Source organism: Ruegeria marisflavi (genome assembly GCF_025673445.1).
GTDB classification, from domain to species: Bacteria; Pseudomonadota; Alphaproteobacteria; order Rhodobacterales; family Rhodobacteraceae; genus Ruegeria_B; species Ruegeria_B marisflavi.
In genome coordinates, this window is record NZ_JAOVQN010000001.1 from 254,227 (window position 1) to 279,739 (window position 25,513).

Sequence of the window (25,513 nt, forward strand, 5' to 3'; positions counted from 1 at the left end):
ATGCGTGAGCCGGCACAATCTGGTGAACCCAAGAACCCGTTCAACTCTGTCCCGATTGAGATCACCGTGTCCGTTGGGCGTGCCCGCCCGCTGATCCGCGACCTGATCGGGTTGGGCGAAAACGCGGTGCTGACCCTGGACAAACGGGTTGAGGACCCAGTGGAACTTTACGTTGGCGACCGCCTTGTCGCGCGCGGCCAGCTCGAAGAGCTGAGCGGCGATCAGGCCGGACAACTGGCAGTTCGGTTGACGGAAATCTCGGATCTGTCGAACGGTCTGGGATGAGACGCGCCCCCTGCCTGGCGGCTGCGGCCGGGTTGTCGCTCTGTCTGGTTCTGGCCACGTCCGGACCCGCCCTGGCGCAGGAGATCTCTGTCTCCTTCGGAGAAGGCGGCTCAATCTCGGCGCGAACCATTCAGCTGATCGTTTTGATCACCGTGCTGAGCCTGGCCCCGGGGCTGGCGATCATGATCACCTGTTTTCCGCTGCTGGTCACCGTTCTGGGGATCCTCCGGCAAGGCATAGGTCTGCAACAGTCGCCGCCGAACATGCTGATCGTCAGCCTGGCGCTGTTTCTGACGTATTTCGTGATGGAACCCGTCTTTGCCGAGGCCTGGGTCAACGGGATCGCCCCGATGCTGCGCGAGGAGATTACGGTCGAGCCGGCGATGGAGCAGGCCTTGCAACCCTTTCGCGTCTTTATGGCCGGCCGGCTGGATGCCGACACGTTTCTGGCCATGGCGGCGCTGCGCCCAGGGGGCGAGGTGCTGACGCCCGCGCCGGAAGCGCCGCTTTCGGTCCTGATCCCTTCGTTCATGCTGTCCGAAGTCGCCCGCGCCTTTCAGATCGGGTTCCTGGTGTTCCTGCCATTCCTGATCATCGATCTGGTGGTTGCGGCGGTGCTGATGTCTATGGGCATGATGATGGTTCCTCCGGCAACCGTGGCTTTGCCGTTCAAGCTGGCTTTCTTTGTTCTGGCGGATGGTTGGTCGCTTATCGCCAGCGCCCTTGTGCGCGGTTACATGGGCTGATCGGCCCGGAATTCGCACCCGGCCCCGGCTGACAGCGCTTTTGGCGGGCCCTCTTCCTGAACCGCTTTCCCGTCTTTTGGACAATTGCGTGCTCAACCCGCTGAATGCGAATTCCGGGCAGGCTTGGTCAAGCACCTGGCAGTTGGTCCGGGGCGCAATGCAGGGCTGCGCTCCGTGCTTCAGTCATCGTGGGGAGTATGGCCCGCCAATGCGGCGCGGTCCGTTTGACAGGCCGCCTCAGCGCACGACGAACTCAGCGTGCAGTGCCCCGGCGGCCTTGATCGTCTTGAGGATTTCGATCATGTCATGCGGTGACACCCCCAGTGCATTCAACCCGGCAACCACATCCGACAGCGAGGCGCTTTCGGGGAGTTCCGCGAGCTTGATGCCGGGATCCTGTTCGATCTCGGCCGTGGTGCGCGGCACCACGACCGTGTCGCCATCGGCAAACGGGTTGGGCTGCACCGCGATTGGGGTTTCTTCGACCCGCAATGTCAGGCTGCCCTGCGACACCGCCACGCGTGAGATCCGCACATCGGCTCCCATCACGATTGTGCCCGAACGCTGATCGACGACCACGCGCGCCTTTCGTTCCGGTTCGACCAGGATGTTCTCGATCCGGCCGATTGCATGCGCGGTCGAGCGGGCACGGGTGGCCGCGATATCCAGTTCCACCGTGCCGGAATCGCGCATGATCGCGACCCGCGAGTTGAAGGTGGCGTTGACCGCCGCCTCGATCCGGCCCGCGGTGGTGAAATCCGGCTCTCTCAAGGCAAGGCGCAATTGTGTGAGTGAGGCCAGATCGAACTCGATCTCGCGTTCGACTCGCGCGCCCGAGGGGATCACCCCGGCGGTCGGAACGCCGCGCACGACAGAGGCCGCCTGACCCTCGGCCGAGGCGCCGCCCGCCAGAACTGTCCCTTGCGCCACGGCATAGATCTGGCCGTCGGCGGCGTTCAGCGGTGTCATGATCAGGGTCCCGCCCAGCAGACTCTTGGAATCCCCGATAGCGGAAACCGTGATGTCGATCTGGCTGCCGACGCGGGCAAAGGGCGGCAGGCTGGCGGTGACGAACACGGCCGCCACGTTCTTGGGGCGGAACTCCTCTCCGGTGACGTTGACTCCCAGCCGTTCGAGGATGGTCGACATGATCTCTTCGGTAAAGGGCGCGTTGCGCAACCCGTCGCCGGTTCCATTGAGACCGACAACCAGCCCATAACCGACCAGGTCGTTGCCGCGCACCCCGTCGAATTCGACGAGATCTTTCAGGCGGACGGCCCCGGCCTGGGCCAGGGTGGGGAGCAGGAGGAGACAGGCGAGGAGACGAAACAGGGTCATCGCAGGAAATTCACCAGGGTCAGGCGCGAATTGCGCACGGTTGTCGTGTAGAGGCTTTCAAGCTGGAACTGCACCGCCTCGAGCCGGATCGCGGTTTCATAGGGGTCCGCGCCGATCAGTTCGCCGCGTGCCAGCTCCAGGCTGGTTCGGGCCATGGAATTGCCTGTCTTGGCCTGCTCGACCCGGGCCTGGGTATCGCCAACCTCGGCTTGCAGTTCGACTAGGCGTTCACGGGTTCCCAGCAGGCCGGTTCCGGTCGCCTCGAAGATCGCGCTTTGGGTTTTTGTGTTGAGCGACAGGGCCGGATCGTTTGCCAGGGCGGCGACTGCCGCCAGCATCAAGCCCTCGCGGAACACTGGATCGTCGGCGCGGCGGGCAAGAGCCACCTGGCCGTTTGCCGATACCTGAACCGGGTTTCGGGATTGGCCCGAACCTGCATAGATCACAGTTTGGAACCCTGCCGGGTCATCGAACCAGTCCTGCGCGGCCTGAAGGATGTCGGACGGCGTGGATTGGCCTGATATGGCGGTGCGAAGCTCGCTCAGCAGGGTATCGGCAGATTGCAACGGCGACTGGTCCTCGGCAATGCCTGCAAACAGCGATCGGCCAGCGAGCGATGTGTTGAGCGCCGAGACCATGGTATCGAGTGCCGACCGGGCCTTGACTGCCGCCTGGGTATGGCTGACGGCCTGGTTCGACATCGAAACCGACAGCAGCGAGTCGGACAGATCCGTGGCTGCGGTGTTGACGGTTTCCAGGCTGGCCTGGGTCGCGTCGGCCAGCAAGCCGGTTTCGGCGGCGGCGGTCGACAGCGCGTGCAGTCGTTTGAGCGACCGGTCCATGTCGGCGAGGTGCGAGAAGTCACCCCGCAGCCGACCTGTGACATCGGCGACCTGGCCCGAGCTCAGCTCTTGCGTAAGTGTATCGATTTGCATCCGGATGCGGGTGCCCTGGCTGCGCAGCATCAGGTTTTGCGCCAGATCTCCGATCGAATTCAATGACATGGTCTACAACCTCAACAAGGTGTCCATCAGTTCGGACACGGTTTCGATGACACGGGCGTTGGCGGCAAAGGCCTGTTCGATCTGCATCAGGGTTTGTAGCTCGACATCGGTATCGACCCCTTGTTGCAGTTCGATCCGGTGCATTTCGGTCTGGCTGGCGGTGGCAAAGGTCAGTCGTTCGGTCGCCCGGCTGGCGTTTTGCGATACCGAAGACAGCAGGGCGGCACCAAGATCGGCGGCGGTCATGTCAGCGGTGCCAAACACCGCGCCAGCGACGGGGCGTTGGGTCGTCAGCGCCTGATGAAAAGCCTTTATCTGGGTGGCATCGCCGGGCGCGCCGGGGTGGGTCGCGCCCAAACCGTCGCGCAGACGCCAGGACTGGCCGCCCCGCGCCGGATCAACGGCGGCGTTTACCTCCAGCCGTCCGGCCAGTCCGACCTCGCCGGTGGACGAAAACCGCGCCCCGTTGTCGGTGAGAAGACCCGGATCGATCGGTGCGGCGGTTGGGTCCAACCCGGGTGCCTCGAACCGCTCGATCAGGTCACGGGCGACGGAATCGAGCCCCTTTTGTGCCTCGACCGCAAGCGTGTCGCGCACCTCGAAAGCGGCGGCCAGGGTGCCGCCCGCGATTGGCGCTCCGGTGCCGGCGGTGCGGATCGGTGAGCCGTTGAACTGCAAGCCGGACAGCAGACCGTTCTCCACCGTCATATGCGGCATCGCCTGCGGTGTCTGCGCAAACGAGAATTGCCCTGCCTTGCCATCAAGCAGGATCGCTCCGCCGTCGGTGAACAGTGCAATGCTGCCGTGGTCACGGCTGACGACGTTGACAGGCACAATGGTGTTGACCTCGTCAATCAGCCGCTGGCGCTGATCCAGAAGCGCGGAGGTATCGCCGCCAGAAAGTTTGGTGGTCTGAACCCGGCTATTGATCTCTTCGATATCCTTGAGGATCAGATTCAGCCGGTCGACCTGTTGGCCGATGCTGCGATCGGCCCCGATCCGCGCGCTGCGCAGCCCGTCCGAAGCCTGGTTCAGTGCCTGTGCCAGATCGACGGCTGCATCAACGGCCGCGTCCAGCCGCACCTGGGCGCCCGGATTGCTAGCCGCCGCGATCAGGCTGCTTTCGAACTCGGCCATCAGGTTCGGGATCGAGGTGGGATCGTCCACCCCGCCAACCAGCCTGGCCATTTCCCCATGGAACCGGGAGACGGTTTCGGCATGACCCTGAGATGCATCGGCGCCGCGCCGGTTGGCCACCAGAACCGGATCAGAATGCCGGGTGATGCCGGCGACGCGAACGCCGGTTCCGCTGACGATGTTTCCCGTCAGTTCCAGCGTGCGGCGAGCGTATCCCGGGGTCAACGCATTGGCGATGTTGTCGGACACAAGGCCCGAAGCCCGGCTTGCGGCGGTCAGGCCGGTGAGGGCGGATTGGAGCGCTGTTGAGATGGTCATGGGTGGCCTCCGGACTCAGGGCGCGCTCAGCGCTTGATATTGGTGGTTTCCTGCAACATCTCGTCGACCGTCTGGATCACCTTGGCGCTTGAGGAATAGGCGCGCTGGGTTTGGATCATCGCCGTCAGTTCGGTCGCGACATCGGTAGTCGATTCCTCGCGCGCAAATGAAATCAGATCGCCGGTGGGCCCGTCGCCCGCATCCCACAGGAAAAAGGTTCCACTGTCGCGCGAGGGGGCGTAGGTCTGGCTGTCCAATGCAACCAGGCCGTTGGGATTGGGCATGTCGACCAGCGGGATCTGGAATACCCGCTGGCTGACACCGGTATCGAAAAAGGCATATACATATCCGTTTTCGTCGATCTCGACCCGGTTCATGGTGCCGACGGCGTTGCCGTCCTTGGTGATCGAAACTGGTGCGAATGTATCCGACAGTTGCGTGATGCCATCAGCAGTTCCGAGTTGACCGACGTTGATTTCCATCGGTCCGCCGGCCACGTTGACCACCATACTGCCGGTCGCGGGGTCATAGGCCCCTCCGGTGACTGCTGTGACCGATTGCAGGGTGCCGCCTGAGGCGCGACCATCGTCGAAAACCAGGGTAAACTCCCCGACAATGGCCCCCCCAGATGCGGTGTCGCGCAGGATCATCGTCCATTCATTGCTGGTGCCGGTCGCGGGGACGGTCGGGATCAGTTCGATCTGCACATTTTCCGATTTTCCTAAGTTGTCGAAATATTCCACCGACAGCGGCTGGGTGTCGCCCGGCGCTCCTGCATCTGTGGCAGTCGCGGGCAAGTTCATCCGCAACACCATCTCTGTGGTGGGCGAGCCGGACAATTGATTGACGCTGAGCTGTACCGGTTCCAGCCCGTCCGATGTGTCACGCGGCAGGTTAGGAATGGAGCCGTCCGCATTGGCGCGCCATCCCATCAGGACCAGGCCGGATTCTGTGACCAGATAGCCTTCGTCGTTGGTGCGGAACGAGCCGGTCGTGGCCAGCATCATCTCCTGTGTGCCCAGTGCCAGTTGCGAACTGCGCATGACCGGCAGCATGCCGCGCCCCCGCACGGCAAGGTCGGTGGAATTGCTGGTCGAAACCAGCGAGCCGCGTTGGTCGATCAGGCGCTGGTTGGTCGTGCGCACCCCGCCCGCCGAATAGGTACCCCGGCCGCTGGCGTTCACCATCGCGTGGAAATCCGTTTCCACGCGCTTGTACCCGAAGGTGGACGAATTCGCGATATTGTCCGAAATCGTAGCCAGGCGGCTGGCATTGGCGGTCAGCGCCGCGACCCCGGCATTGAGCGAAGATGAAATGGTCATGGACACGCCTTTCTGATGCATCTCGGAAAAAACCTGATGCAACAGCTAGCGCACGACCGCTTAACACCGTTCTAACGTCTAAAATGCCGTCTATCCCTGGGGCGAGGCGCTGCGCAGAAAGGTTACCTCGATCCTGTCGTTGCGCGCGGCCATCGGGTTGCTGTCGGTCAGCTTGCGGTCGGCATGTCCGGTAACACGCTGAATTCGCTCCGGCTTCAACCCCTGTCCTTCAAACAGGACACGGGTGCGTTCGGCCCGCGCGGTCGACAGTTCCCAAACCGGATTTCGTGCCAGCACCACCGGGTGCGCGCGTATGTGCCCCCCAACTGCGATACCGTTCGTGACCATGTCCGAGGCGCGCACGATGAGGTTTGCAAGGTCCTTCATCAGCGTGGTCGGCCGGTCCGTGCCCTGTTCGAACAGGGGCGATTCGTCGGTCGAGAAAAGCTCCACGATCAGGCCCTCGTCGGTGACCCGGGTGACGATATGCTTGCGCAGCTGCTCGCTGACCAGGCTTTCGCCGCCGCGTCCCTGAAGGACCGCTTCGAGTGTCTTGAACTCTTCGAACGGCGCCCGGTCGCCGCCCTGCCGGTCGACCCCGGTCGACCCGCGCGAGCGTTCGGCATCGGCGCGCCTGCGGTTCACCCCGCCGGTGCCATTTGTCACCAGCGTGTTTTCCGAGAACATGCTGTCGCCGCCGAACGATCCGTCTCCGCCGCCGGATACCGGGTTGACCGGTATGGTATCGGAAAAGTAATCGGCCAGGCCCTTGCGTTGTTTTTCTGTCGTTGCGTTCAGCAGCCACATCAACATGAAGAAGGCCATCATGGCGGTCACGAAGTCGGCATAAGCCACCTTCCATGCGCCGCCGTGGTGGCCATCGCCACCACCCGATTTCTTCCTCTTGATGATGATCGGCGCCGCATTGGAATGCGTACCCATCTCCACCACCTTCTTATTCACCCAAGTAACGGGATACCAATGCAGGCGTTAAGGGATGCATAACAGGTAAAACTCTAGAGAAAACGACGGTCAGTTCTGCTTTACGGCATCGCCCCATTCGGTGAGGAAGCGGTTCCGCTTCAACGTGTCGAGAAACACCAGCAAGCCCGGCCCCAACTGGATCGGCCGCAGGGTCGAGCCAAGCGCCCGCACGCTTTGCGGCGGGTCCTGGAACGGGTATTCGGGCGCGGGCGGCACCGACCAGGCGGCCGCGATCAGGTGATCGGTGAAGGCGCCCGCCAGCTCCGGTTCGGTCGAGTCCTTCAGGATCACCGCTGTGCGCATCATCATGTTGGTGTATTCCTCGGGCTCAATCACCACGATACGGTCGGCCAGGTCGCGCCGGGCCCGGGCATAGCTGCCCAGCACGTTATAGGCCACGTCGATCTGGCCATTGGCCACCGCCTCGATCATCTCGCCCGAGCAGCAGTAGAGTTTCACCCGCAGGCTTCCCAGAACCTCCATCAGCCGCCAGAAGCTTTCGGCGGTGCGCGCGTCTTGGGTGGCAAAGAGATAGCCCAGGCCGCTGACCGCCACGTCATAGGTTCCGACCCGGTCGCGGAACTTGTCCGGGTCGCGCCGCAGCACGTCGATCAGCTCTTGTCGCGTGCGCGGCGGGGCGATGCCGGAAAACGCGGCGCGCGAGATCACGATGGCCGCGGTTTCCTGGGAAAAGGCAAACACATGGTCGCGCCAGTTGGCCCAGTCGGGCACCATCGGTGTCCAGGCCGACCGGTGCGCGCGGGTGAACCCGTCATTGGCCAGCTTGACCTGAAGGTCCATGGCCGAGGACAACGTCATGTCGAACCGCTCACCCTCGTCCGCGATGGCCTGCATCACCTGGGCGCTGCTGGCCACGGTATAGTCGATGGCGACACCGGGCCGGGCGCGCAGAAAGCTGTCGATCAGCGGCCGCAGAATGTCGATATCGGTGGTCGACAGCACGCGCAGAACCCGGCCGTCGACCGGGCCAAACCGTTCGCGGCCCTCGATTTCAAAGGCCGAGACGGCACAGGCCCAGAGGATCAGGCAGAGGGAAAGACCAGCGTGACGCATGCTCCGGCTCCGTCTTGAGTGTTTCTTATCTCCAACCGCCCGCCATGAGCCTCGGCCACTTCGCGGGCGATGGTCAGGCCCAGACCCGAGCCAATGGTGCCCTCGGCATTGCGCCCACGCACGAACCGTTCGGTCAACTGGTCAAGCTGGTCGGTCGGGAAGCCGCCGGCCTGATCGCAGATGGTGACCGTCTGCATCCCGCCTTCGGTGTTCAGCGCGACCCGGACCAGGCTTTCGTCGGGGGCGTATTTGATCGCGTTGTCCAGCAGATTACGCCCGGCATTCTGCACCAGGATCGGATCGCCCAGGATCGGATGCGGCGCGGTCGCCTCCAGCTCCAGCGTGATGTCCTTGAGATCGGCCACCGGGCGCAGGCGATCGACAAGTTCATGCATCAGTTCGGTCAGGTCGACGGGGCTGCGCTCCAGGCTGTCGACCCGGAAACTGACCATGGCATGGTCCAGCAATTGTCCGGCGGCGCGCGAGCTTTCGTCGATGGCGCGGATCATCTCGCGCAGGGCGGCGCGGTTTTCCGGCCGCTCGATCCGGTGCAGCGTGTTCTCGGCCTGGGTCCGCACCGTGGCCAGCGGCGTGCGCACGCGATGCGCGGCCTCGGCGATAAAATCCTCGGACCGGGACAGCGACAGGCGCAGCCGCTCGATGAAACTGTTGAGAGACGAGACAAGCGGCGCCATTTCCGAGGGCACCGGGCGGGTCACCGAGCGCAGGTCCTTGGGCCCGCGACGCGCCACCATTCCGGCAAGATCGCGCAGCGGCCGGATCGAGGATTGCGCGGCCCAGACCGCCAGCAGAACCGCAACCGCAAAGAATCCCGCCCCCAGCATTAGCGCGGTCCGCGACAAGGCGTCCAGCCGTTCGACCTGACCGGTGCGGGTTTGCGCGACCGAGATCGCCAGATGGGTCGGCACGCCATTCTGCGACAGCCGCCGCACCGCTGTTGCCACGCGCACGCTTTCCCCCTTGAAATCCAGTGTCTGGAACAGCGGGTCATCATCGCCTGGCAGCGGCTCGGGCAGCGGCAGATCCGGATAGCCGGTCAGGGTCTCTTGCCCCAGCACCACCCGATAGAACACCCGGTCGTCGCTGACATTGCTCAGCATCGACAGCGCGGCATAGGGCAAATCCACCGTCACCTCGCCCGACCGGATAGAGACGGCGTCCATGATCGAGGTGGCCGAGGCCAGCAGGATACGGTCATGGGTCTCTTCGGCCAGGTCGCGGGTAAAGGTCTGGACGATGACAAAGAGCAGCGCCGCAAGGATTGCCGCACTGCCGACCAGTTGCAGGGTCAGCCGCCGCCGGATCGAGCCGCTGAGGCGGACGCCGCTCATGCCAGCCGCATCCGGTAGCCCAGGCCGCGCTCGGTGACGATCTCGACCCCGGAACCCGCGATTTTTTTTCGCAACCGGCCGACATAGACCTCGATGGCGTTTTCCGAGACATCTTCGTCATAGGAAAACAACCGGTCCACCAGCCGGGCCTTGGACAGGATCTGATCGGGAGCAGCGAGGAATGTTTCGAGCAGGCGCAGTTCCTTGTTGCGGAGCGCGACAGGTTGGCCGGCCACTTCGAGCGTTCCAGCCAAAGGGTCGAAAGTGAGCGCGCCGATTCGTTTCTGATTCGACGAGCGGCCGCCGCGACGGCGCAGAACGGCCCGGCAGCGGGCTTCGAGCTCGGAAAAATCGAAGGGTTTTGTCAGATAGTCGTCGGCACCCAGATCCAGCACACCAACTCGGTCCGATACTTCGGACCGCGCGGTCAGCACGATCACAGGCGTTTCGTTCTGACCGTCGCGATGCGCCTTGAGGAAGCTGCGACCGTCGCCGTCCGGCAGCATAATATCCAGCAAAATCAGATCGTAATCTGTTGTGATCACAAATGATTCGGCGGTGTCGATATCGGCGGCATGATCGGCGACATGCCCATCCAGGCGCAACCGGTCAAGGATGGCCGCCGCCAGGCTCTGATTGTCTTCGACCAGCAGGAATCGCATCCGTCCCCCTCCTTTCCGACCTTGCCGGCGACAGGTTGGTGTCAGCTTGGCATGGCTTTCCTTTCACATGGGCGACCGAAATTCGCTTTGTCAAACGGGAGGACAAGATGACGAAACTGAACCTGACCCGCCGGGTCATGATGGCCGCCGCATCCGCGGCATTTGCCTTTTCCACGTCGGCTTTGGCCGAACCTGTGGTCGACAGCATCCATTTCCTCGTTCCGGGCGGCGCTGGCGGCGGCTGGGACGGCACCGCGCGCGGCACCGGCGAGGCGCTGACCGCAGCGGGTCTGGTAGGTACCGCCAGCTATGAAAACATGTCCGGCGGCGGCGGCGGCAAGGCAATCGGCTACCTGATCGAAAATGCCGCCTCGAACCACGGCACGCTGATGGTCAATTCGACCCCGATCATCATCCGCTCGCTGACCGGCGTGTTCCCGCAGAACTTCCGTGACCTGACGCTGGTCGCCGGAACCATCGGCGACTATGCCGCCATCGTGGTGGGCAAGGACAGCCCGGTGAATTCGATGAGCGACCTGCTCGCCGCCTATGACGCCAACCCGAGCGGCACCGCCATCGGTGGCGGTTCGGTGCCCGGTGGCATGGACCACCTGGTGGCGGCAATGGTGATGGAGGCCGCGGGTAAGGACGCGCTGGCGGTGAAATACATCCCCTATGACGCAGGCGGCAAGGCGATGGCGGCACTGCTCTCGGGCGAGATCGCGGCGCTCAGCACCGGTTTCTCCGAAGCGATCGACCTGGCCAATGCCGGCGAAGTCAAGATCATCGGCGTCACCTCGGATGACCGGGTCGCCGCCTATCCCGACGCGCCGACGATGAAGGAGCAGGGGATCGACACGACCTTTGTGAACTGGCGCGGTTTCTTTGGCGCCCCCGGCCTGCCGGAAGACCGGCTTTCCGCCTATCAGGCCGTGATTGCAAAGATGTATGACACACCGGAATGGGAAGCCGTGCGCGCCCGCAATGGTTGGGTCAACATCCACAACAGCGGCGACGATTTCCGCGCCTTCCTGGAAAAGCAGGAACAGCAGATCGGCGACCTGATGCGCAAGCTGGGTTTCCTGTAACCCAAAGGTGCGGCTGCGCCGCGCTTGTTCGTGATGTGCGAGAGTTCCACCCTCGCGCTCCCGGGATATTTGAAGCAAGAGGAAGGGGAGAGCGCCCGGCCCTCCCCTCCGCCGAAGAAGCATAACCTTCCCCTTGCACGGTCATCGGCTTCCCAGCCTGTACCGTGAACCAAGCCTGCGGGATCAAGGTTAACATTGTCTTTCCTCTTGCAGAAAATATCCCGGGGGAGTCGCCCGGCACGGGCGGCGGGGGCAGCGCCCCCATAACCGCCTCAACCCAACACACCCCGGAGGATCTTATGGCACTCGACCGCTGGATCGCGCTGGTCATCCTGATGATCTGTCTTGCCTATGGCTATGCCGCCTTCTTCACCATGGACGCGGGCCTTGCCCCGTTCATGAAACGCAACCCGATCTGGCCCAGCACCTTTCCCAAGATCCTGTCGGTCCTGGCGGTTCTGACCGCCTTGTCGATCCTGCTGGGGCTCGAGAAGGGCGCGGCCGATCCCAAGCCGATGGACATCAACTATCGTCGTCTGACCGATTACAAACTTGGGCAGGCCCTGGCGCTGCTGGGCCTGATGGTGGCCTATGCGCTGCTGCTCCGGCCGCTGGGTTTCCTGCTCTCGACGCTGGGATTTCTGAGCGTCGGCGCCGTGATCCTGGGCGAGCGGCGGTTCCATATCCTGCTGCCGGTGGCCGCGGCGGCGGCAGGCATCGTGTGGTACCTGGTTCAGGTCGTGCTGGGGATCTTCCTCAGCCCCTGGCCTGTTTTCCTGACAAACGGAGGCTGACATGCTCGAAGGTATCCTGATCGGTCTGGGCACTGCCTTTTCGATCACAAACATCCTCATGGTCATCGGCGGCTGCCTGATCGGCACGTTCATCGGCATGTTGCCGGGGCTGGGGCCGATGTCGATCATCGCCATCATGATCCCCGTGGCCATCTCCATCGGCGACCCATCCACGGCGCTGATCCTGCTGGCAGGCGTCTATTACGGCGCGATCTTCGGCGGATCGACCTCGTCGATCCTGATCAACGCGCCTGGTGTCGCCTCGACCGTGGCGACCAGTTTCGACGGTTATCCGCTGGCGCGGCAGGGCAAGGCCGGCAAGGCGCTGACCGTGGCCGCGATCTCCAGCTTCTGTGGCGGCACCATCGGGGCGATCCTGCTCATGGTGTTCGCGCCGGCGCTGGCCTCGGTCGCGCTGCTCTTTCATTCGGCCGAGTATTTCGCGCTGATGGTGGTGGGGCTCAGTGCCATCGCAGCCTTTGCCGGATCCGGTCAGGTGGGCAAGGCGCTGTTGATGACGCTGTTGGGTCTGATCATGGCCACGGTGGGCGAGGGTGCGCTGTTCAACATGCCGCGCTTCACCATGGGTGTCATGGACCTGCAATCCGGCTTTGGTTTCATCACGCTGGCCATGGCCATGTTCGCCCTGCCCGAGGCGATCTATCTCGTGCTCGACCCGTCCCGCTCGGCCCAGGGCGGCGAGGGCGGCGAGATCAAGGATCTGCGCATCACCCGGGACGAGGCGCGCACCATCGCGCCGGTGATCGGGCGGCAGTCGATCCAGGGGTTCCTGATCGGCGTGCTGCCGGGCGCGGGCGCGACGATCGCCAGTTTCCTCGGCTATGCGGTCGAGCGTAACATCGCCACCAAGGAAGAGCAGGAGGAATTCGGCAAGGGCTCGCTCAAGGGGCTGGCGGCGCCGGAAACCGCCAATAATGCGGCCTGCACGGGGTCTTTCGTGCCGCTGCTGACACTGGGTATTCCCGGCTCGGGCACCACGGCGATCCTGCTTGGAGCGCTCATTGCGCTGAACGTCACGCCGGGGCCACGGCTGATGCTGGACGATCCGCAGATCTTTTGGGCGGTGATCATCTCGATGTATCTGGGCAACCTGATCCTGTTGATCCTGAACCTGCCGCTGATCCCCTATATCGCCAAGGTTCTGGCGGTCCCGCGCACCTTCCTGATCCCGTTCATCCTGTTCTTTACCTTGATGGGGGCCTATATCGGCCAGAACAATGCCACCGAGCTTCTGATCCTTGTCGGCCTTGGCGTTTGTGCCACCGTGCTGCGCTTTGCCGATTATCCGCTGGCACCGTTGCTGATCGGGTTCATCCTGGGCTCGATGCTGGAAAACAACTTTGCCCGCGCATTGCAGCTTTATGACGGGTTGGGGTTCGTTCTTGAGCGGCCGATGACGCTGGGCCTGCTGGCGCTTGCGGTCATCCTTGTGGTGCTGCCCAGCTATCGCGCCCGCCGCGCGCGGCTCAGGGCCGAGGGGGTGGCGGACGCCGACTAAGACACTGGAGAGGCCCCGGCACGCCGGGGCCTGTCACTTTCTGGGGCCGGATTTGGCCCGGCGCAGGATCAGTTGCAGGCGCGAGAAACTGTGTTCGATCCCTTGCTGGTCGGCCCGGGCCAGGAAACTGTCCAACTCCGGCCACAGCCGCACCGCCTGATCCAACAGCGGATCCGATCCTTCGGCATAAAGCCCGGCCTTGATCATCACCTCGGACTGTTCATAGGCGCCCAACAGGCGTCGCGCCTCGGCAATCAGCTCGTTCTGCTCGGGTGTGGCGGCGGCAGGCAGGCTGCGCGAGACCGAGCGGCCCACATCGATGGCCGGAAAGCGCCCGCGCTCGGCAATCTCGCGGCTCAGCACGATATGCCCGTCGAGCACGCCGCGCAGAATGTCGGCCACGGGTTCATCCATGTCCGACCCGGCCACCAGCACGCTGAACACGCCGGTAATGTCGCCCTGCTTCGCGGTGCCCGGCCCGGCGCGTTCGCACAGGCCCGTGATCAACGGCGTCACCGAGGGCGGATAGCCGCGCAGCGCCGGCGCCTCGCCCATGGCGGCCGAGATCTCGCGATGCGCCTCGGCGAAACGGGTGATCGAATCGGCCAGGAACAGCACGTTCAGCCCCTCGTCGCGCAGCGCCTCGGCGACGCTCATCGCCGCCCAGGCGCAGCGGCGGCGCACCAGTGCCGACTGATTCGAAGTGGCGGCGACCACCACGGAGCGCGCCATGCCGTCGCGGCCAAGCGCCTTGTCCACGAACTCGTTCACCTCGCGCCCGCGTTCCCCGATCAGGGCCACCACCACCGCATCCGCCTGAATCGAACGCGCCAGTGTCGCCATCAGGCTGGATTTGCCCACGCCCGAGCCTGCAAACAGGCCCACCCGCTGGCCGCGCACGATGGGCAGCAAGGTGTTGAGCGCCGACAGCCCGGTCGCCATCCGGGCGCCCATCGGTTTGCGCTGCACCGCAGGCGGCGGCGGCGCCATCAGGTCGCGGGATTTACCCCCGCGCAGCAGCGGGCGGCCATCGAGTGGCCGTCCGAACGGGTCGATGACACGGCCCAGCCAGTGTCGGCCGGGCGAGAATGCGGGGATCTGGTGCAGCACCACCCGGTTGCCCATCGCCACGCCTTCGGGCGCGCCGTCGGGCAGCATGTTCACGATGCCGTCCTCGACCTGAAGCACCTCGCCCCACAAGGCGGCGCCAAAATTGCGTTTCAGTTCCAGCCGGTCGCCGATCTGTGCCTTGCTGGAGAGGCCCTGGATGCGGATTACCCCGCGCGCCACGCCTATCACCCGGCCCACATGGCGGACCAGGCTGAGATCGTCAAAGGCCGCTTTGAGCGCGCGCAGATCGGGTGCCGTCATCGGGGGTCTCCTTCTCTTCCCTGACAACGGTTTCTAAACGAATCGGGGTTAAGCCTTGATTGAAATTGATCGAGGGAGAAGCCCCGATGTTCTCGGACTTGAACGTCTTTAAGATGGCGTACGCCATGGCAACACACGCGGGTCAACGACAGGCTGTCGTGGCGCGGAACATGGCCAATGCCGACACGCCCGGATACCGCGAGCGCGACATCGCGGGGTTTGCCGAAGCCTTTGCCGGAACCGGAGCCGAGCGCCCGATGCAGGCGACGCGCGACCGTCACCTGAACGGCGCGGGGCAGGCCAGCCAGAGCTGGGAAACCTTCGAAACCGATGCGCCGGGTGATCCGAACGGCAACAATGTCAGTGTTGAAGGTCAGATGCTCAAGGCCGTCGAGGTCAAGCGCCAGCATGACCGCGCGCTGGCGATCTACAAATCCTCGTTGAACATCCTGCGCGTCGGCCTGGGCCGCGCCTAAGGAGGTTTCGAGATGAGCGAATTTTCCAAATCCCTTGCCGTCACCGCAAGTGCGCTGAACGCCCAGGCCACCCGCCTGCGTCATGTGTCCGAGAATATCTCGAACGCCGACACGCCGGGATACCGGCGCAAGACGGTCCCGTTCGAAACCGCCCACGATCGCGACCAAGGTACTGATCTGGTGCGCACGGGCCGGGTCAAGGTCGACCGGCGCGATCTGCCCGAAATATACGACCCCTCGCATCCGATGGCCGATGAAACCGGGCATTACAAAGGGTCGAACGTCGATCTGATGATCGAGATCGCCGACGCCCGCGAGGCCCAGCGCAGCTATGAGGCCAATCTGAAGCTATTCGATCAGGCACGGCAGATGTCGTCAGGCCTGATGGATCTTCTCCGCAAGTAACGACAGAACTCAGAAGGACAGCCAGAATGGATATCCGCTCCCTTTCCGCCGCCCAGGCTTATGCCTCGGCGCGCCCCGCCACCCAGGCCGACCCCGCCACGGAAACTGCGTCACAAGGGCTGCGCAACACCTTCCGCGACTTTGCCGCCACCCTGCAACACAGCGAGGATACCGCCAAGGCGGCGATGATCGGCCAGGCCGATCCGCATGCGCTGGTGCAGGCGCTGGCACAGTCGGAACTGGCGGTGGAAACCGCGGTCACCGTGCGCAACAAGGTGGTCGAGGCCTATCAGGAAATCCTGAGGATGCCGGTCTGAGCCATGATGACCGAGGGTCTGTTCTTTGACACGGTGCGGCAGGGGCTGTGGATTGCGGTCATCACCTCGTTCCCAATCCTCGCGGTCGCGCTGGTCACCGGGGTCGCGGTGGGCCTGTTCCAGGCCCTGACCTCGATCCAGGAGATGACCCTGACCTTTGTGCCGAAACTGGCGGCCATCGTCGTGGTGTTCTGGATCTCGATGGGGTTCATGGCGCAGACGCTGGTCAATTACTTCACCACCACGCTGATACCCCTGATCGCAGGAGGCTACTGATGGGCGCCGCAAGCTATTCGATCCTGTCCCGGCAGGCCGGTCTGATGAACGAGACCCGGGTGATCGCCAACAACATCTCCAACGCCGCCACCACCGGTTACCGGCAAGAGGGGCTGGTATTTTCGGAATTCATCCGTGGCGGGTTGGGCGACACATCCCTATCCATGGCCCGAGGCCAAGTCCGCAACACCTCGCAGCAGCAGGGGGTCCTGTCCCAGACCAACGGCGATTTCGATCTGGCGATCGAGGGGGATGGGTTTTTCCTGCTGGAAACACCCGGCGGCGAACGCCTGACGCGGGCCGGTACCTTTGTTCCCAATGCCCAGGGCGATCTGGTCAATCCCGACGGATACCGGTTGATGGATGCCAACGGCGCGCCGATCTTCGTACCGCCGGATATCGACGGGATCACGGTCGGGGCTGATGGCACCGTCAGCGGCGGTGGCCGCCTGCTGGGCCAGATCGGGCTCTATCAACCGGTGGACGTCATCGGGCTGATCCGCGAAGGCGGGGTGATGTTCCGCGCCGAAGGCGGGGTCGAACCGGCCGAGGGCGCAACCATCCTGCAAGGGTTTCTCGAAGGCTCGAACGTGGACGCCATCGACCAGATGACCCGGATGATCGAGATCCAGCGCGCCTATGAGCTTGGGCAGAGTTTTCTTGAAACCGAAGACCAACGCATTCGCAACGCGGTTGACACGCTGTTGCGCTGATCCAGACAAGAGGAGCCTGATATGCGCGCCCTGAAAATCGCCGCCACCGGCATGACCGCCCAGCAGATGCGGGTCGAGACCATCTCGAACAACCTCGCGAACATGAACACCACCGGCTATAACGCGCGGCGGGCCGAGTTTGCCGACCTGCATTACCAGCAGGCCTCGCGCGCGGGCACGGTGAACGCGGCGGATGGCACCGTGCTGCCCACCGGGGTGCAGCTGGGGCTGGGGGTGCGCCCGGCGGCGGTGACCGTACACCTGCAACAGGGTGCGCTGTCGGCCACCGGTAACGACCTGGATCTCGCCATCGAAGGGCGCGGCTATCTTGAAGTGACGCTGCCCTCCGGGCAGTCGGCCTATACCCGTGACGGGGCGTTGAAACGCTCGGCCGAGGGGTTAGTGGTCACCTCCGAAGGTTACGCCGTGGCGCCCGAGATCACCATTCCGACCGATGCGCGCTCTTTGTCGATCAATGCCGGGGGCGAGGTCTATGCCTATTTCGACGATACCGCCGAAGGGCAGCTCTTGGGCCAGATCACTCTGGTGAGCTTTGCCAATGCCAAGGGCCTCGAGGCGGTTGGCGGCAACCTGTTCAAGGAGACCGAGGCCTCGGGCAATCCGATTGTCGGCAACCCGGGCGAAGACGGCCTGGGCACCCTGCGGCAAGGGTACCTGGAGGACAGTTCTGTCGACGCGGTGCGCGAGGTGACCGAGCTGATCGAGGCGCAGCGCGGATACGAGATGAATGCCAAGGTGATTTCGGCGGTGGACCAGATGATGAGCGCCACCACACAGGTGCGCTGATGCGTACCCTGGCCCTGGCCCTGGCGCTCTGCCTGCCACAGGCGGCGACGGCCGAGATCCTGGTGCCGTCGCGCACGATCCGCGCCAAGGCGATCATCGGCCCCGAGGATCTGGTGCTGAAATCCGTGGACATGGCGGGGGTCTATGCCGACCCGTCCGAGGTTGTCGGGCAAGAGGCGCGCGTCGCCCTCTATCCCGGCCGGCCGATCCGTTACGACGATATCGGCCCGCCCGCCATCGTCGACCGCAACGACCTGGTCACGCTCTATTTCGATCGTGGTTCGCTGGTCATCTCGACCGAAGGCCGCGCCCTGGGGCGCGGGGCCGCGGGCGATGTGATCCGGGTCATGAACCTGAGTTCCCGAACCACCGTCTCCGGGCAGATCCGCCCGGACGGCTCCATCGAGGTGAAATGATGCTCCACTCCCGCCCTGTTCCGCGCCTGATCGCCCTTGCCCTGGTCCTGTCCGCCTGCGGACGGGCCGACCATCTGGGCAAGGCGCCGAGTTTCACGCCCAACACCGAGTCGCCCGAACAGGTGGCAATGCTCTGGCCCGGTCTGCCGCTCTATACCCAGCCGCAGCGCACCGTCGACCGCGCCTCGCTGTGGAGCGGCGGGCAAAGCTCGCTGTTGGGTGACCAGCGGGCGATGAAAAAGGGCGATATCCTGACCGTGGTGATCGAGATCGACGAAAAGGCCGAGATCTCGAACGACACCAACCGCTCGCGCTCGGGCTCCGAAAGCCTGTCGGTCCCCGGCCTCTTCGGCCTGCCGCAGCGGATAGACGAACACCTGCCCGAAGGCGCCTCGCTGAACGAGGCGGTCTCGGTCGATTCCACCAGCGCCTCGGGCGGCCGTGGCTCGGTCAAGCGCAAGGAGAAGCTGACCCTGCGGGTTGCGGCCACCGTGGTGGACGTGCTGCCGAACGGGGTCCTGTCGATCTCCGGCTCGCAAGAACTGCGGGTAAATTTCGAACTGCGCGAGCTTTTGGTATCGGGATTTGTCCGGCCCGAGGACATCTCGCGCCAGAACGAGATAACCTATGACAAGATCGCGTCGGCCCGGGTTTCTTATGGCGGGCGCGGCCAGATCACCGATGTGCAGCAACCGCGCTATGGCCAGCAGGTGCTGGACATGGTCCTGCCGTTCTGAGGGGGCGCGATGCTGGGAAAACTTCTTCCGGTCCTGATGCTGGTCCTCGGAGTCGGCGCGGGGATCGGCGCGGGCATCGCGCTGGGCCCCAAGGGGTCCGGCGCTGGCAACCAGGCCGAAACCGCGGCCAAGCCGCCAACCGAGGACAGCCATGGCAAGCCCCCGAGCGATCACGCCAGCGACAAGGGCGAGGGCGCCGAGGCGAGCGGCAACGAATATGTCAAGATGAGCAAGCCCTTTGTGGTGCCGCTGGTCAGCAATGACCGGGTCGCCGGGCTGGCCACCGTAACGCTCAGTCTCGAAGTGAAGACCGGGTTCTCGGACAATTTCTTTGCCAAAGAGCCCAAGCTGCGCGACGGTTTCCTGCGGGTGCTGTTCGACCATGCCAATATCGGCGGGTTCGATGGCGCCTTTACCCGGCCCGGCACGCTCGACCCGTTGCGGGTCGCGTTGCGCGAATCGGCGCAAATGACCTTTGGCGATCAGATCGTCGAGGTGCTGATCGTGGATATCGCGCGTCAGGATTCCTGACGCGCCCGGGCCGGTCGTTGACGGACCGGTTCAAATCCCGTCCGGGGGCGCGGCATGATCAGCGCACAACCTGTCCTGGAACCGCTTGTTGCGCGTCCGAAGGGTGTCGTTCCGGTGGTTCTGCGCCAGTTCGGCAATCGCCTGTTTGCGACCAAAGGCCAGCCGCAACCCATCCATCATCGACAGCCGTTTCGCGCGCACACGCGCCAGGCTCTGGTTCAGAGCCCGGCGCGTACGGGTTTCCCAAGCCTGCCACAGGATATCGGCGCCCACGGATCTGTAGCCGTGGTCGGATGCATCCCTGTCGCGCAGGCTGGCCAGTTGCGCGTCCAGCTGGGCCAGTTGCGCCGCGATCCGGGCCTCCTCGGCCATCACGACGCGAATGCGCTCGTATTCCCGCAGATAGAGCGCGTCGGCGGCCTGGCTCATGCGGTCAAACATCTGTCGTTTCATCTGATCTTGCCTCGTGCCCGCCGCCGCATCGCCTCGGCAAAGCGGATGGCCGCGGCAACCGGGCTGTAGTGTTCCGCGCCGATCTCCTGCCCGATCTCGACCACCGCATGCAGGGCCCGGGCGGTGGGCGGATCCGAATGGATCGGCACCCCGGCCTCGATCGCGGCGCGTCGGATCGCGGTGGCGGTCTCGTCGACGCCCTTGGCCACACAAACCGGCGCGGCTCCCTTTTGCCGCGACCATTTCAGGGCGACCGCGTAATGTGTCGGGTTCACGATCACCACGTCCGAGCCGGGCACATCGGCCAGCATCTGGTTCATCGCGATCTCCTGCCCGCGCTGGCGGCGCTGGCTCTTGACATGCGGGTCGCCCTCGGCGTCCTTCATCTCGTCCATGATCTCCTTGCGGGACATCATGTTCTTGCGGATGTGCTCGGCGTGCTGCCACAGAAAGTCGACCGCGCCGATCACCAGCGCGACCGCGACCACCAGGAACATGAAGCCGGACAAGAGTCGCGCCATGATCAGAACCGACTGGCGGGCGTCCATTCCGGCGGTGGCCACGATCTCGGTCAGGTTCACCCGGATAAAGAGGCCCAGCGTCACCGAGTAGAGGAGTAGCTTGACGAAGCTCTTGCCAAACTCGAACAGGCCGCCGCGCCCGAACTTGTTCTTGGCGTTCGACACGATCGAGACGCGCGACAGTTTCGGCTCCAGCTTGGAGGGCGCCATGACAAATGCGCGCTGTGCCACCACCGACAGGATCACCGCTGCGGCGGGGATGACAAAAACCGGCAGCAGCGCGACCGATACGGCGCCGAGGAGGCCGCCGACAAGGCCGGCCGCGGGACCGTCGAAAATCAGCCGCGACAGCCCGTCGGACTGGTCGATGAGAACGACCAGCGGGTTGGCCAACTGCGTCATCCCGGCCGCACCCAGCCCGGTCAGCGCCAGGGTCATGCCGGCATAGCCCGCTACCATCGACAGGTCGGCCGACCGGGCGACCTCGCCGCGTTCGCGCGCCTTCTGCAACTTGTGCGGCGTCGGTTCGAACGACTTTTCGCTGTCGTCGTCCGGCCCGCTCATGGCCGCGCTCCGACCGGGTCCTGGAAGAACGCCATCAAGGCGTCAAGCCAGACCGACAGGATCACCGGCGTTGCCACCAGGAGCAGCGCCATGCCGCCAAAGGTGATCAGCGGCGCGCCGACAAAGGCGACCATCAGCTGTGGCATCGCCCGGTTGATCGCCCCAAGCGCCAGGTTGTAGATCAGCGACAGGATGACAAAAGGCGCGGCCAGGCCAAAAGCCAGGGCAAACATCCGGCCCACCTGCGCCACGCCCCATTGCGTCAGGCTCGCCGCAGCCGGCAATTCGCCCACCGGGAACAGGGTATAGGACCGGATCAGGAACTCGGCGGCGCGCACATGCAGCCCGGCCATGACCGCCAGGGTCAGGCCCGCCATCGTCAGCAGATGCCCCATCGCCGGTGTCGGCTCGCTGACCGCGCCACCCAAAAGCTGCGACAGCGAGGTGGCCTGGGCCGCGATCATCCCCGCCACCTGAAGCGCCATGGCAAAAAGCCGGATGCCGAGGCCCATGGCCAGCCCGGCCAGCGCCTCGATGCCGGCCAGGGCGGCAAACTGCACCGGGTCCGCGACGGCGGGCGCGGGCGGCGTCGCGGGGGCGATGATCATCGAGAACGCCGCCGCGACCCCGAACCTGACGCGCATCGGGATCGACGATTCTCCAAACGCGGGCAGCACCGAAACCAGGGCCGAGACCCGCAGGAACACCGCGAACACCTGCCAGAGCTCGGCCGAGAATAGCGTCAAGAGCTCGGGCGGCAGCGCGATCATGCCGGCACCTGCCCGACCAGCGAGGGCCGTGCCTCGAGCCCGATTTCCTCGAACGAAAGTACCGGGTTCGAGATGCCGCGCGCCCGAAGGATGGTGCGCAGGAACCGCCGCCTGCGGGTCGAGGTGACAAGTGCCGCGAAAATCCCCTGGCTTGCGGTCTGTCCCAGGCGCCCCGCGATCCCGTCGGCCAGCCTGTTGAACAGGTCGGGCGGCAGCGCGATGTCCAGCCCGCCGCCCGCGCCATCCAGCTGATAGGTGGCAAAGGTCTCTTCCCATTCCGGGGCCAGCTGCACCAGCGGGATCGAGCCGTCGGGCCGCTTCATCTCGGCCACCAGCTGGAAGCCCAGCCGCTGGCGGACATGTTCACAGATTGCCTCGGGCTGGGTGGTAGCCAGCCGCGCCTCGGCCACCGCCTCGAGGATCAGCGGCATGTTGCGGATCGACACCCGTTCGTCCAGAAGCAGGCGCAGCACCGCGTGCAGCGTGTCGATCGGCACCTTGTCGGGGATCAGCTCGTCCAGCAGCTTGCGGTTGGCCTCGGCGCGGGCCGGATCGGACAACAGCGTCATTTCGGACAGCAGCCGGCGCAGCGATTTGAGCGTCAGCAACCGGGCGAAGTTCTGCTTGATCACCTCCAGCAGATGGGTCGCCAGGATCTCGGGCGGGGCCACGATTGTGGCCCCGGACAGGGCGGCGGTCTCCTGATCTTTGGGCAGGATCCAGCGGGCGGGCGCGCCATAGACCGGCTCGCTCACGTCCTTGCCATCGGGCAGGGCGTCGGGCTGGTCGGTCATCAGGGCTAGGATAAGATCGGGGTGCAGCACGCCACGGGCCTGCTCGACCCCCTGCACCTTGATCACATAGGTCCCGGCGGGCAGCTCGGCCTGATCGGTCAGCCGGATGTCGGGCAGGATCAGCCCGTAGGCCGAGGCGACATGGGTGCGCATATTGGCGATCCGGGCGTCAAGACCTGTGCCCGGGTCCAACGCCATGCCCACCAGGTCGGGGGCGAACTCCAGATGCACGTCGTCCAGATCGAGGATATCGCCGATGCCCTGACGTGCCACCGGCGCCGCCTCGGCCCCGGCCCTGGCCGCGCTTTCCGCCGCCGCCCTTTGCTTGCGGTACATCGACCAGGCGGCATATCCCAGCACCGCACCGCCCGCGATAAAGGGCAGAAAGGGCAGGCCGGGCACGAGCGCGAACAGCACCATCAGCACCGCCACCGTGGCCAGCGCCGCCGGGTGCCGCCCCAGTTGCGCGAACAGCGCGGTATCGGTCGCCCCCTGGGTGCCGCCGCGCGCCAACAAGAGGGCCGAGGCGATCGAGATGATCACGGCGGGGATCTGCGACACCAGCCCGTCGCCCACCGTCAGGATGGCATAGGTCTCGAACGCGGCGCCAACCGGCATGCCGTGCACGATGACCCCCATGATCAGCCCCATCACCAGGTTCAAGAGCGTGATCAACAGCCCGGCGATGGCATCGCCCTTGACGAATTTCGACGCCCCGTCGAGCGAGCCGAAAAACGTGGTTTCCTGCTGTTCCAGCTCGCGCCGAGCCTTGGCCTGTTGGTGGTCGATGGCGCCCGCCGACATGTCGCTGTCGATGGCCAGCTGCTTGCCCGGCATCCCGTCCAGCGCAAAGCGCGCGCCGACCTCGGCCATGCGGGCGGCGCCCTTGGTGATCACCATGAAATTGACGATCAGCAGCACACCGAACACCACAAGGCCCAGAAAGACGCTGCCGCTCATCACGAACTGGGCAAACCCCTCGATCACATCGCCCGCGGCATTGGGCCCGGTATGCCCCTGACCGATGATCAGCTTGGTCGAGGAGACATTGAGCGACAGCCGCAGCATCAGCGAGGCCAGCAGGATGGTCGGAAAGGACGAGAAATCCAGCGGCCGCTCGATGAACAGGGTCAGGGTAAAGATTAGGATCGCCAGCGCGAAAGAGGCCGCCAGCCCGATATCCAGCACCCAGGCGGGCATCGGCAGGATCATCATCACGATGATCGCCATCAGCGCCAGCGACAGCAGAACTGTCGGGCTGAACAGCGTTCTCATGTCAATTTTCGGCAAGGCGGCGATCCTAGTTGAACGGGATAAAGGCACGGCCGGCCTGGCCTGTGGCGACAAGCGAGCCCAGGCGCGTTCCGCCCGCAGGCGTCTGGCCGCCAAGGGCGATCAGCGGCCGCGCCCGCGCGGCGGTCAGCGATCCGGTACGGGGTTCCGGGGCGGCATCTTCCAGCCGGACCCGCGTTGTTTCGAAACGGGCGGCATAGGCATCTGCCAGCGACTGGGTGCGCGAATGAAATGCGCCCGCCGCCGCCTTCCACGAACCCAGCTCGCCATAGAGGTCCTTGAGAAAGCGGGCGGCGTAATCGGCGTTGATCTCGGGGTCGAACATATCGTCGATCGAGCGGAAGGCCTGGCTGTGCCAGCGGTAATTGATCTGGAAACAGCCCAAGTCGAAACTGCGCGCGCCCGATTTGAACCGCTCAAAGACATATGTCTGCGCGGCGGTCTGCGAGGGGAACCAGTGACCGACGCCCTCCATGTTGACGGTCCAGGGCCAGGGTTCCAGCGCGCCGCCGCTGCTGCGCCCGGTTTCGACCCGGGTGATCGCGCGCAGTACGTCAAGCGGCACGTCATGCGCGCGCGCCGCGCGCCGGGCCGCCATGTCGCACAGGCCCGAGGTGCCGGGATCGACCGTTGCCGCCGCCGGATCGGCCAGTGCAAGCATCCACAAGACCGCCAGCCGCATCGCGGGCGCAAGAATGGTATTCGAGATGCATTGTCTGGGCATTCTGCCTGTCCGGGATTCTTCCGCTCCCCGGGACGTTATCGGCAGGTCCGTTTACAACGGGTTAGCGCGGGCCGGATTCCGGGTGCCGCGACATGAACCGGTCGATGTCGGTCTCTGACGGGGCAACGCCGGTGAACACCTCGACATAGTCGGGCATATTGGCCAGCCGGGTCTCGGGGTTTTCCTCGATCCGCATCGAGATATAGCCGACCTGAGTGTACATCACCGTCATCGCCCGCACATTGGCCTGCTGAGCGGAATAGCCGAACCGCAGGAACATCGCGGCGACCGCGTTCTGCCGCGCCAGATCGGCCTGGTCGAGCCGCGCCTGAAGCCCGGCGTCGTTGCGCGCCCAGTTGCGAATCGCCAGATCCAGCCGGGCATCGAACAATGCGTCGTCCAGCCAGCAATCGAACAGGTTGAACATCGCCTCGACGATGCTTTCGGCAAAGGCCTCGGTCCGGGCCACCAGATTGCCGGTGTTCTTTTCCTCCCAGCGGCGCACCATCGCCTCCAGCAGGGCCTCACGATCCTTGAAATGCCAATAGAATCCGGTGCGCGCGACGCCCAGTTTCTGCGCCAGCGGCATGATCTTGACCGCTTCGACCCCGCTCTCGGTCAGCAGGTCATAGGCAGCCGTCAGCCAGGCGGCCTCGGTGCTGGAGGGTTTGGGCGCGATTGTCATGGCGCAAGATCTAGCATCCTCGACACTACTGCACAAG

Annotated in this window: 29 protein-coding genes; 14 read left to right on the top strand and 15 right to left on the bottom strand. The window is 64.6% G+C overall.

The annotated features are described in order from the left end of the window. Both OEZ49_RS01210 and fliP read left to right on the top strand, forming a co-directional pair. Positions 1 to 285 (top strand): FliM/FliN family flagellar motor switch protein, encoded by a 285-nt coding sequence (locus OEZ49_RS01210; protein WP_164130725.1) that lies wholly within the window; start codon positions 1 to 3, stop codon positions 283 to 285. Further along, positions 282 to 1,031 (top strand): flagellar type III secretion system pore protein FliP, encoded by a 750-nt coding sequence (gene fliP, locus OEZ49_RS01215; RefSeq protein WP_263386619.1) that lies wholly within the window; start codon positions 282 to 284, stop codon positions 1,029 to 1,031. Before OEZ49_RS01210 ends, fliP begins: the two co-directional genes overlap by 4 nt. 237 nt (positions 1,032 to 1,268) lie before the next feature. On the opposite strand, the gene OEZ49_RS01220 is transcribed toward fliP, so the two are convergent. From OEZ49_RS01220 to OEZ49_RS01255, 8 genes are all read right to left on the bottom strand, one after another. After that, positions 1,269 to 2,369, bottom strand: coding sequence for a flagellar basal body P-ring protein FlgI (locus OEZ49_RS01220; protein WP_263386620.1), 1,101 nt, complete (start codon positions 2,367 to 2,369; stop codon positions 1,269 to 1,271). Next, complete coding sequence (locus OEZ49_RS01225) at positions 2,366 to 3,373, bottom strand: flagellin (RefSeq protein WP_263386621.1); 1,008 nt, start codon at positions 3,371 to 3,373, stop codon at positions 2,366 to 2,368. The genes OEZ49_RS01220 and OEZ49_RS01225 overlap by 4 nt, the downstream gene beginning before the upstream one ends. A 3-nt stretch (positions 3,374 to 3,376) precedes the next feature. Continuing rightward, positions 3,377 to 4,828 carry a flagellar hook-associated protein FlgK gene (flgK, locus tag OEZ49_RS01230; protein WP_263386622.1) on the bottom strand — a complete coding sequence of 484 codons (1,452 nt, stop codon included), beginning with the start codon at positions 4,826 to 4,828 and terminating at the stop codon, positions 3,377 to 3,379. A gap of 26 nt (positions 4,829 to 4,854) precedes the next feature. After that, positions 4,855 to 6,150 (bottom strand): flagellar hook protein FlgE, encoded by a 1,296-nt coding sequence (locus OEZ49_RS01235; RefSeq protein WP_263386623.1) that lies wholly within the window; start codon positions 6,148 to 6,150, stop codon positions 4,855 to 4,857. A gap of 90 nt (positions 6,151 to 6,240) precedes the next feature. Then, positions 6,241 to 7,092, bottom strand: coding sequence for a flagellar motor protein MotB (locus OEZ49_RS01240; protein ID WP_263386624.1), 852 nt, complete (start codon positions 7,090 to 7,092; stop codon positions 6,241 to 6,243). 90 nt (positions 7,093 to 7,182) lie between these two features. Beyond that, entirely contained in the window at positions 7,183 to 8,208 is a 1,026-nt protein-coding gene (locus tag OEZ49_RS01245) for an ABC transporter substrate-binding protein (RefSeq protein ID WP_263386625.1), read from the bottom strand. Continuing rightward, entirely contained in the window at positions 8,178 to 9,560 is a 1,383-nt protein-coding gene (locus OEZ49_RS01250; protein WP_263386626.1) for a sensor histidine kinase, read from the bottom strand. The genes OEZ49_RS01245 and OEZ49_RS01250 overlap by 31 nt, the downstream gene beginning before the upstream one ends. Then, positions 9,557 to 10,222 (bottom strand): response regulator transcription factor, encoded by a 666-nt coding sequence (locus OEZ49_RS01255; protein ID WP_164130744.1) that lies wholly within the window; start codon positions 10,220 to 10,222, stop codon positions 9,557 to 9,559. The genes OEZ49_RS01250 and OEZ49_RS01255 overlap by 4 nt, the downstream gene beginning before the upstream one ends. A gap of 107 nt (positions 10,223 to 10,329) precedes the next feature. Here OEZ49_RS01255 and OEZ49_RS01260 point away from each other — a divergent pair, with 107 nt between their 5' ends. The 3 genes from OEZ49_RS01260 to OEZ49_RS01270 all read left to right on the top strand — a co-directional run bounded on the left by OEZ49_RS01260 (position 10,330) and on the right by OEZ49_RS01270 (position 13,623). Further along, positions 10,330 to 11,310, top strand: coding sequence for a tripartite tricarboxylate transporter substrate binding protein (locus OEZ49_RS01260; RefSeq protein ID WP_263386627.1), 981 nt, complete (start codon positions 10,330 to 10,332; stop codon positions 11,308 to 11,310). Positions 11,311 to 11,609: 299 nt separating this feature from the next. Then, a complete protein-coding gene (locus OEZ49_RS01265; RefSeq protein ID WP_164130748.1) occupies positions 11,610 to 12,104 on the top strand; it encodes a tripartite tricarboxylate transporter TctB family protein in 495 nt (164 codons plus the stop codon). 1 nt (position 12,105) lies between these two features. Further along, positions 12,106 to 13,623, top strand: a complete 1,518-nt coding sequence (locus tag OEZ49_RS01270; RefSeq protein ID WP_263386628.1) for a tripartite tricarboxylate transporter permease — start codon at positions 12,106 to 12,108, stop codon at positions 13,621 to 13,623. A 33-nt stretch (positions 13,624 to 13,656) separates the two neighbouring features. Here OEZ49_RS01270 and OEZ49_RS01275 read toward each other — a convergent pair whose 3' ends face one another. After that, on the bottom strand, positions 13,657 to 14,994 hold the full coding sequence (locus OEZ49_RS01275) for a FliI/YscN family ATPase (RefSeq protein WP_263386629.1): 1,338 nt from the start codon (positions 14,992 to 14,994) through the stop codon (positions 13,657 to 13,659). An 86-nt stretch (positions 14,995 to 15,080) separates the two neighbouring features. On the opposite strand from OEZ49_RS01275, the gene OEZ49_RS01280 reads away from it, so the two are divergent. Genes OEZ49_RS01280 through OEZ49_RS01320 form a run of 9 tightly spaced genes read left to right on the top strand, consistent with a single transcriptional unit; the run spans position 15,081 to position 19,672 of the window. Then, positions 15,081 to 15,470, top strand: a complete 390-nt coding sequence (locus tag OEZ49_RS01280; protein WP_263386630.1) for a FlgB family protein — start codon at positions 15,081 to 15,083, stop codon at positions 15,468 to 15,470. 12 nt (positions 15,471 to 15,482) lie between these two features. Next, positions 15,483 to 15,875 (top strand): flagellar basal body rod protein FlgC, encoded by a 393-nt coding sequence (flgC, locus tag OEZ49_RS01285; RefSeq protein WP_263386631.1) that lies wholly within the window; start codon positions 15,483 to 15,485, stop codon positions 15,873 to 15,875. Between the two features lie 26 nt (positions 15,876 to 15,901). Next, complete coding sequence (gene fliE / locus OEZ49_RS01290; protein WP_263386632.1) at positions 15,902 to 16,192, top strand: flagellar hook-basal body complex protein FliE; 291 nt, start codon at positions 15,902 to 15,904, stop codon at positions 16,190 to 16,192. 3 nt (positions 16,193 to 16,195) lie between these two features. Further along, positions 16,196 to 16,468 carry a flagellar biosynthetic protein FliQ gene (locus OEZ49_RS01295; protein WP_263386633.1) on the top strand — a complete coding sequence of 91 codons (273 nt, stop codon included), beginning with the start codon at positions 16,196 to 16,198 and terminating at the stop codon, positions 16,466 to 16,468. Next, entirely contained in the window at positions 16,468 to 17,181 is a 714-nt protein-coding gene (locus OEZ49_RS01300; protein ID WP_263386634.1) for a flagellar hook-basal body complex protein, read from the top strand. The genes OEZ49_RS01295 and OEZ49_RS01300 overlap by 1 nt, the downstream gene beginning before the upstream one ends. A gap of 21 nt (positions 17,182 to 17,202) precedes the next feature. Then, positions 17,203 to 17,988, top strand: a complete 786-nt coding sequence (flgG, locus tag OEZ49_RS01305; RefSeq protein WP_263386635.1) for a flagellar basal-body rod protein FlgG — start codon at positions 17,203 to 17,205, stop codon at positions 17,986 to 17,988. Continuing rightward, positions 17,988 to 18,404, top strand: a complete 417-nt coding sequence (gene flgA, locus OEZ49_RS01310) for a flagellar basal body P-ring formation chaperone FlgA (RefSeq protein ID WP_263386636.1) — start codon at positions 17,988 to 17,990, stop codon at positions 18,402 to 18,404. The genes flgG and flgA overlap by 1 nt, the downstream gene beginning before the upstream one ends. Continuing rightward, entirely contained in the window at positions 18,404 to 19,141 is a 738-nt protein-coding gene (flgH, locus tag OEZ49_RS01315) for a flagellar basal body L-ring protein FlgH (RefSeq protein WP_263386637.1), read from the top strand. Before flgA ends, flgH begins: the two co-directional genes overlap by 1 nt. 9 nt (positions 19,142 to 19,150) lie before the next feature. Continuing rightward, positions 19,151 to 19,672 (top strand): flagellar basal body-associated FliL family protein, encoded by a 522-nt coding sequence (locus OEZ49_RS01320; protein WP_164130770.1) that lies wholly within the window; start codon positions 19,151 to 19,153, stop codon positions 19,670 to 19,672. A 30-nt stretch (positions 19,673 to 19,702) separates the two neighbouring features. On the opposite strand, the gene OEZ49_RS01325 is transcribed toward OEZ49_RS01320, so the two are convergent. The 6 genes from OEZ49_RS01325 to OEZ49_RS01350 form a co-directional block, all read right to left on the bottom strand. Further along, complete coding sequence (locus tag OEZ49_RS01325) at positions 19,703 to 20,125, bottom strand: hypothetical protein (RefSeq protein WP_263386638.1); 423 nt, start codon at positions 20,123 to 20,125, stop codon at positions 19,703 to 19,705. Next, positions 20,122 to 21,210: a flagellar type III secretion system protein FlhB gene (gene flhB / locus OEZ49_RS01330; protein WP_263386639.1), complete on the bottom strand. Its 1,089-nt coding sequence runs from the start codon at positions 21,208 to 21,210 to the stop codon at positions 20,122 to 20,124. Before flhB ends, OEZ49_RS01325 begins: the two co-directional genes overlap by 4 nt. Next, positions 21,207 to 21,980 carry a flagellar biosynthetic protein FliR gene (locus OEZ49_RS01335; protein WP_263386640.1) on the bottom strand — a complete coding sequence of 258 codons (774 nt, stop codon included), beginning with the start codon at positions 21,978 to 21,980 and terminating at the stop codon, positions 21,207 to 21,209. The genes flhB and OEZ49_RS01335 overlap by 4 nt, the downstream gene beginning before the upstream one ends. Next, the gene (gene flhA / locus OEZ49_RS01340) at positions 21,977 to 24,049 is read right to left on the bottom strand and encodes a flagellar biosynthesis protein FlhA (RefSeq protein ID WP_397545641.1); all 2,073 of its coding nucleotides are present in this window, start codon (positions 24,047 to 24,049) and stop codon (positions 21,977 to 21,979) included. Before flhA ends, OEZ49_RS01335 begins: the two co-directional genes overlap by 4 nt. A 25-nt stretch (positions 24,050 to 24,074) precedes the next feature. Continuing rightward, on the bottom strand, positions 24,075 to 24,791 hold the full coding sequence (locus OEZ49_RS01345) for a transglycosylase SLT domain-containing protein (RefSeq protein WP_263386642.1): 717 nt from the start codon (positions 24,789 to 24,791) through the stop codon (positions 24,075 to 24,077). 61 nt (positions 24,792 to 24,852) lie between these two features. Continuing rightward, positions 24,853 to 25,476 (bottom strand): TetR/AcrR family transcriptional regulator, encoded by a 624-nt coding sequence (locus OEZ49_RS01350; RefSeq protein WP_263386643.1) that lies wholly within the window; start codon positions 25,474 to 25,476, stop codon positions 24,853 to 24,855. Positions 25,477 to 25,513 lie beyond the last annotated feature (37 nt).